7 protein-coding genes are annotated in these 7157 nt (G+C 68.8%); 5 read left to right on the forward strand and 2 right to left on the reverse strand.

The window, feature by feature from the left end; genetic code table 11:
- Positions 1-1648 (reverse strand): aspartate--tRNA ligase (gene aspS, locus RT309_RS12815; protein ID WP_313357610.1); only part of this gene is annotated, 1648 nt, incomplete at its 3' end.
- A 100-nt stretch (positions 1649-1748) separates the two neighbouring features.
- On the opposite strand from aspS, the gene RT309_RS12820 reads away from it, so the two are divergent.
- The 5 genes from RT309_RS12820 to ccsB all read left to right on the forward strand — a co-directional run bounded on the left by RT309_RS12820 (position 1749) and on the right by ccsB (position 6616).
- Positions 1749-2390, forward strand: a complete 642-nt coding sequence (locus RT309_RS12820) for a histidine phosphatase family protein (RefSeq protein ID WP_313357612.1) — start codon at positions 1749-1751, stop codon at positions 2388-2390.
- A gap of 130 nt (positions 2391-2520) precedes the next feature.
- Positions 2521-3141 (forward strand): TlpA disulfide reductase family protein, encoded by a 621-nt coding sequence (locus RT309_RS12825; protein ID WP_313357614.1) that lies wholly within the window; start codon positions 2521-2523, stop codon positions 3139-3141.
- Positions 3138-3914 (forward strand): cytochrome c biogenesis protein CcdA, encoded by a 777-nt coding sequence (locus tag RT309_RS12830; RefSeq protein WP_313357616.1) that lies wholly within the window; start codon positions 3138-3140, stop codon positions 3912-3914. Before RT309_RS12825 ends, RT309_RS12830 begins: the two co-directional genes overlap by 4 nt.
- Positions 3895-5625, forward strand: a complete 1731-nt coding sequence (locus tag RT309_RS12835; protein WP_313357617.1) for a cytochrome c biogenesis protein ResB — start codon at positions 3895-3897, stop codon at positions 5623-5625. The genes RT309_RS12830 and RT309_RS12835 overlap by 20 nt, the downstream gene beginning before the upstream one ends.
- A gap of 1 nt (position 5626) precedes the next feature.
- The gene (gene ccsB, locus RT309_RS12840; protein ID WP_313357619.1) at positions 5627-6616 is read left to right on the forward strand and encodes a c-type cytochrome biogenesis protein CcsB; all 990 of its coding nucleotides are present in this window, start codon (positions 5627-5629) and stop codon (positions 6614-6616) included.
- A 360-nt stretch (positions 6617-6976) separates the two neighbouring features.
- Here the strand turns inward: ccsB and RT309_RS12845 are convergent.
- A partial coding sequence (locus RT309_RS12845; protein WP_313357621.1) for a hypothetical protein occupies positions 6977-7157 on the reverse strand: 181 nt, incomplete at its 5' end.

Below are 7157 nucleotides of genomic sequence, written 5' to 3' on the forward strand. Positions count from 1 at the left end.
ACTCCGTCTTCGTCAGGTGCTGCATGACGCGGTCCATGCCCAGCGCGATGCCGCCGTGCGGAGGAGCGCCGAACTTGAACGCTTCGAGCAGGAAGCCGAACTTCTCCTCAACCTCATCCTCGGTGATCCCCATCACGCTGAAGACGCGCTTCTGCACGTCTTCGCGATGGATGCGGATCGATCCGCCGCCCAGCTCCGAGCCGTTGCAGACGATGTCGTACGCGTAGGCGAGAGCGGATGCCGGGTCGGTGTCGAACGTCGCCTCGAACTCGGGCTTCGGCCCGGTGAACGCGTGGTGCACCGCCGTCCAGGCGCCGGAGCCGACCGCGACATCGCCGGATGCCACGGCGTCGCCTGCGGGCTCGAACATCGGCGCGTCGACGACCCACGTGAACGCGAACACGTCCGGGTCGAGCAGCTCGAGGCGGCGGCCGATCTCGACGCGTGCGGCGCCGAGCAGCGCGCGGCTGGCCTTCGTCTCGCCCGCGGCGAAGAACGCGCAGTCGCCCGGCTTCGCTCCCACGAGGTCGGCGAGGCCCGCCTGCTCGGCCTCGGACAGGTTCTTGGCGACGGGGCCGCCCAGCGTTCCGTCCTCGTTGAAGAGCACGTAGGCGAGTCCGCGGGCACCGCGCTGCTTGGCCCAGTCCTGCCAGGCGTCCAGCGTCTTGCGGGGCTGCGACGCGCCGCCGGGCATCAGCACGGCGCCGACGTACTCCGACTGGAACACCCGGAACGGGGTGTTCACGAAGTAGTCGGTCACCTCGACCAGCTCGAGTCCGAAGCGCAGGTCGGGCTTGTCGGAGCCGTACTTGGCCATCGCATCGGCGTAGGTGATGCGCGGCAGCGGGGTCTGCACGTCGACATCGATGGTCTTCCACATCGCGACGATGAGCGACTCCATCATCTCGATGACGTCCTCCTGCTCGACGAAGCTCATCTCGATGTCGAGCTGGGTGAACTCCGGCTGCCGGTCGGCGCGGAAGTCCTCGTCGCGGTAGCAGCGCGCGATCTGGAAGTACTTCTCGACACCGCCGACCATCAGCAGCTGCTTGAACAGCTGCGGCGACTGCGGCAGGGCGTACCAGCTGCCCGGGTGCAGGCGCGCCGGCACGAGGAAGTCACGGGCGCCCTCGGGCGTCGACCGCGTCAGTGTCGGCGTCTCGACCTCGACGAAATCGCGCTGGTGCAGCTCGTCGCGGATGGCCTTGTAGACGTCCGAGCGCAGGCGCATCGCGGCGGCCGGGTTCGGGCGCCGCAGGTCGAGGTAGCGGTGCTTCAGACGCACCTCCTCGCCGATCGGGTCGGACTCGGCCAGGCCGCTCGAGACCTGAAAGGGGAGGGGGGCCGACTCGTTGAGCACGACCACGTCGGCCGCGATCAGCTCGATCTCGCCGGTCGGCAGGTTCGGGTTCTCGTTGCCCTCGGGGCGGCGCGAGACCTCGCCGGTCACCTGCAGCACGAACTCCGAGCGCAGCGGGTGCGCCACCTCTTCGTCGCGGATGACGACCTGCGCGATGCCCGACGCATCGCGAAGATCGATGAACGCGACGCCTCCGTGATCGCGGCGACGATCGACCCAGCCCGAGAGGGTGACTGTCTGACCGATGTGCTCGGCTCTCAATGAGCCTGCCGTGTGTGTGCGAAGCACGGAGATTCCTTCTGATCGGGGAAATACGAACCCGCCCAGTCTACGTGGCGGGTCGTGACGGCCGATCCGGCGCGGTGCCCGCCCGCGATACGGTGGGCGGGTGACGGCACGACGACTCCACCTGGTGCGACATGGCGAAGTGCACAACCCCCAGCGGGTGCTCTACGGGCGCCTTCCCGACTACCACCTGAGCACGGCCGGGCGCCGGATGGCGCGTGATGCGGCCGAGTATCTGGCATCCACAGGCCGACCCGTGAGCGAGCTGCGCTGCTCGCCGCTCGAGCGCACCCAGGAATCCGCCGAGCCGTTCACCGAGCTGTTCGGCCTCGACGCGACGCACGACGCGCGCATCATCGAACCCGCGAACGTGTTCGAGGGACAGCGGATGTCGCGCGCCCTGCGCAACCCGTTCAACTGGCGCCACCTGCGCCGTCCGTCGGTGCCCAGCTGGGGCGAGCCGTACACGTCGATCGCGACGCGCATGCGCGCGGCGATGGATGAGTCGTGGGATGCCGCCGAGCGGGCCACCGCGACGCATGACGGTGACATCGTGTTCGTCTCGCACCAGGCGCCGATCTGGATCACGCATCTCTCGGTCGCCGGCATCACCCTGCAGCACGATCCGCGCACCCGCCGCTGTGCGCTGTCGAGCGTCACCTCGTTCGAGCGCGTCGGTGACGTGTGGCGCGAGGTCGACTACGCGGAGCCGGCGGCCAAGGGCATCGACCTCGGCGCGGTCTGACCCGTCGTCCCCCAGTTCGAATCGCTCAACTGGCGGTTCCCTCGGCCGGGAAACCGCCAGTTGAGCGATTCGAAAGCGACCGGCGGTCCGTTTCAGAGCGCGCATAGGAACCGCGCGTACGATTCCCAGCGTGTCCGTGCCTGCTCGTTCCCTTCGCGGCGCCTGGCGCATCGGCGCCGCTGCGCTCGCCGCGACGCTCGTCATCGGTCTGAGCGCGTGCGCGCCCGACCCCATGGTCGAGGCGTACAAGAACGGCGATCAGAAGGCGTACACCTCCGCTGATTTCCGCGTCGAGCCGATCCCCGCAGCCGAGCGCAAGGCGCCGGTCGATTTCGGCGGGGTGACCGAAGACGGCGAGAAGTTCTCGAGCGACGACATCCGCGGCGAGGTCGCCGTCGTCAACTTCTGGTACGCCGGTTGCGGCCCGTGCCGCGTCGAAGCCGAAGACCTCGAGGCCACCTGGCAGAAGCACAAGGCCGTCGGCGTGCAGTTCATCGGCGTGAACATCTACGACCAGGCCGACACCGCGAAGGCCTTCGCGAAGACCTACGGCGTGACCTATCCGAGCCTCATGGACGCCACCACCGGCGACGCCAAGCTCGCCTTCGCCCGGGTGACACCGATCCAGGCGCCGCCCACCACCCTCGTGCTCGACAGGCAGGGCCGGGTCGCCGCGCGCATCATCGGACCGATCGACGGCACCTCGATCCTGTCGACCCTCATCAAGGACGCCCTCGAGGAGAAGGCGTGACTCCGGATGCCGTGATCGGAGCCGGTGCGCTCTGGATCGCCATCCCGCTCGCCCTTCTCGCGGGACTCGTGTCGTTCCTGTCGCCGTGCATCCTGCCGCTCGTACCGGGTTACCTCGGATTCCTCGGGGGAGCGGCGGGCACGGCCGCGTCGGGCCCTTCGGCAAGCTCAGAGGCCCAGATGGGCTCAGGGTCCCAGCGCCGCCGGATGCTGCTCGGCGTCCTGCTCTTCATCGCCGGGTTCACGGTGGTGTTCGTCGCCTACACGGTGATCGGCGGCGCGGCATCCGTCTTCTTCCTCGAGTGGGGCGACCTGATCACCCGCATCCTCGGCGGCGTGGTCGTGCTGATGGGCCTGATCTTCCTCGGACTGTTCGGCTTCGCTCAGCGGCAGTTCAAGATGCAGGTCGACTCGACGACGGGCCTGATCGGCGCTCCCCTTCTCGGGTTCACCCTCGCGATCGGTTGGGCGCCGTGCACCGGCCCGACCCTCGGCGCGATCATCAGCGTCGGCTGGACCCTCGGCGACCCGTGGCGTGCCGGGCTGCTCGGCGTCGCGTACTCGCTCGGCCTCGGCATCCCGTTCCTGCTCGTCGCGCTCGGCTTCGGCTGGGCGACCAGCGCGACCGCGTTCATGCGCCGCCACATCCGCACCGTCAACATCGTCGGCGGCGCGCTGCTGATCGTGCTCGGCCTGCTGATGGTCACCGGCGTGTGGACCCAGATCATGTCCCGACTCACGGCGGTGATGAGCAGTGTCATCCTCCCCCTCTGATCGCTCCGAGGGCACGGCGGCGGCATCCGACCCGCTGCGTCCCTCCGATCACATCGACTCCGCACCGGTCGATGACGAGATCACCCAGCCCAGGCTGGGTGCCGTCGGCTGGCTGCGGTGGGGCTGGCGCCAACTGACGTCCATGCGCGTCGCGCTGGTGCTGCTGCTCCTGCTCGCCATCGCGGCGATCCCCGGATCGGTGTTCCCGCAGCGCACCGCCGACCCCAACGGCGTGGTGCAGTACAAGCAGAACAACCCCGAGATCTTCCCGGCGCTCGACGCCCTCAGCATGTTCGACGTGTACTCGTCGCCGTGGTTCTCGGCCATCTACCTGCTGCTGTTCATCTCGCTGATCGGCTGCATCATCCCGCGCATCAAGCACCACGCCAAGGCGCTGCGCGCACTGCCGCCACGCACTCCGGCGCGGCTCGGCCGGCTCGAGCACCACCGAGCCACAGTCTGGGCCCCTGAGCCTGCCGAAGGGAACGGAGACGCGGCCGCCGCGATCGATGTCGCCGAGAAGCAGCTGAAGTCCCTCGGCTACCGCGTCGCACGCTACGACCGCGGCCGGACGTGGTCGGTCTCGGCCGAGCGCGGCTACTGGCGCGAGACCGGCAACCTGCTCTTCCACATCGCCCTCGTAGGTGTGCTCGTCACCGTCGGACTCGGCGGCGGATTCGCCTACACCGGTCAGCGCGTGGTCATCGAGGGTGCCAGCTACGTCAACACCCTGATCGACTACAACTCGATCAACCGGGGCCGTTTCGTCGCCGATGACTCGTTCCAGCCGTACGCGCTGACTCTCGACTCGTTCGACATCACCTATGAGGACTTCGGCACGCCCGGTGCCGGTCAGGCCGGCAACTTCGCCGCCAATCTCTCGGTGCGAAACGTCGACGGCTCGACCAGCAAGGGCACCGTGCGCGTCAACCACCCGCTGCACATCGGCGGCGACAGCATCTACCTGCTCGGAAACGGCTACGCGCCCACCATCACCGTGCGCAACGCCGAGGGCGAGAAGGTGTTCAGCGGCCCGGTGGAGTTCCTGCCGCAGGACAGCGCGATGACCTCGCTCGGCGTGGTCAAGATCACCGACGGCATGCCCGAGCAGCTCGGCATGATCGGGTTCCTGTACCCGACGCCGCTGAAGATGAAGAGCGGGGCGTACACCTCGGTGCACGGCGCGCTGAACCTGCCGCTGCTGACTCTCGACGTCTACCAGGGAGACCTCGGCGTCGACGGCGGCAAGCCGGTCTCGGTGTTCGAGCTGAACACCGACGGCCTCGAGAAGCTCAACGGCCGCACCACCGACACGAAGTCGATCGAGCTGCAGCCCGGCGAGACGGCCGACCTGCCGAACGGGCTCGGCACGGTCACGTTCGAGAACGTGTCGCCGGAGGGCGCGAAAGACACCCTGCAGTCGGTCAAGCGCTATGTCTCGCTGCAGATCCATCACGACGCCTCGGCGCCGTGGGTGCTGGCGTTCGCGCTGCTCGCCCTCGGCGGCTTGGGGCTCGCCCTCTTCGTGCCGCGTCGGCGCATGTGGGTGAAGGCCACCGCCGCCGACGACGGAATCCACCTCGAGTACGCCGCGCTCGCGCGCGGTGACGATCCCACCCTCGCCGCCGCCGTGGACGACCTCGTCCGCGGACACGAGCGGCTTCTCGAAGCGGCCGCGCCCGAAAGCACGACCCCCGCACAGGGAGCATGACATGCCCGACCTCGATTCGATCTCGATCCTCACGCTGTGGACGGCCATCGCCGTCTACGCCGGCTCGTTCATCGCCTACGCCTTCGACCTCGCTCGTCGCTCCTCGGCGACGACCGCCGAGGTCGAGACGCCGGTGCTGGTCGCTGCCGGCGGAGCGGATGCCCGTGGCGCCGGCTCACCGGCATCCGGAACCGCCGCACGCGGCACAGGGAAGAGCGGCGCGCCACGCTACATCTTCGCCCGCATCGGCACGGCGCTGGCCATCCTCGGCTGGCTGTTCCACCTCGTCTCGACGCTGACCCGCGGCTTCGCCGCCGGACGCGTGCCCTGGGCGAACCTGTACGAGTTCGCGATGGTCGGCACGCTGCTGATCATGGCCGTGTACCTGGTGGTGCTCACCCGCATCGACCTGCGCTACCTCGGCACGTTCATCTCAGGTCTCGTCGTCGTGCTGCTCGGAGCCGCCGCCGCGAACTTCTACGTCTCGGTCACGCCGCTGGTCGACCCGCTGAAGTCGGTCTGGCTCGTGATCCATGTGTTCGTGGCCTCGCTGTCGACAGCGCTGTTCGCCCTCGCGTTCGCCCTGTCGGTCATGCAGCTCATGCAGTCGCGGCGCGAGCGTCGCATCGCCGAAGGAGTCGAGAACGCCGGCCCGGGGTTCCTGCGCACGCTGCCGAACACGGTGCGCCTCGAGAACATGGCCTACCACTTCACCGTCGTCGGCTTCATCTTCTGGACCTTCACCCTGATCGCCGGCTCGATCTGGGCCCAGGACGCCTGGGGTCGCTACTGGGGCTTCGACGTCAAGGAGACCTGGACCTTCATCATCTGGGTGCTCTACGCCGGGTACATCCACGCCCGCGCGACGCGCGGCTGGCGCGGCAACCCCTCGGCCTGGCTGTCGATCACCGGCTTCACCGCCGTGATCTTCAACTTCGCGATCGTGAACGTCTTCTTCAAGGGCCTGCACGCGTACTCCGGCCTGAGCTGAGCTGAGCTGAGCTCAGACTCCGCTCGGGTGCAGCGCGCGCGCCCGCGCGGAGGTAGGCCAACACGCGCAGGTCGGAGTTCACCCCGCTGATTCGTCCTACCTCGGCTCGTTCGCCTGCCTCGGCGCGCTCGCCTGTCTCGTGTTGCGCCTGTCTCGGCTCGTTCGCCTGTCTTCGTGCGGCGCTGTTTGCGGCGAGAGCACTCTTCCGCCGATCCCGCTCTTCCGCCGAGCCCGCTCTCCGACAGCGGCGCGCCCACGCGCAGGTCGGAGAACAGGCGAGGGTAGGACGCGGATCGCCTGATCCGTCCTACCCTCGTCTGTTCGCCTACGTCCGATCAGTCAGCGGCAGAACAGCGGATGCTACGCCGCGGCCAGCGCGGCCTTCGCGGAGGTCGTGCGCCGGGTCGCCACGGCGATGGTCGCGACACCGAGCGAGAGCACCGCCCATACGACCAGGCCGGCGAAGGCGGCGCCGCTCGGCTCGATCAGCCCGCTCAGCGCGGGTGCTGTCGGCACCGCGGCTCCGAGGCCGGCGAGCCAG

The organism is Microbacterium sp., assembly GCF_032084865.1.
Taxonomy (GTDB): Bacteria; Actinomycetota; Actinomycetes; order Actinomycetales; family Microbacteriaceae; genus Microbacterium.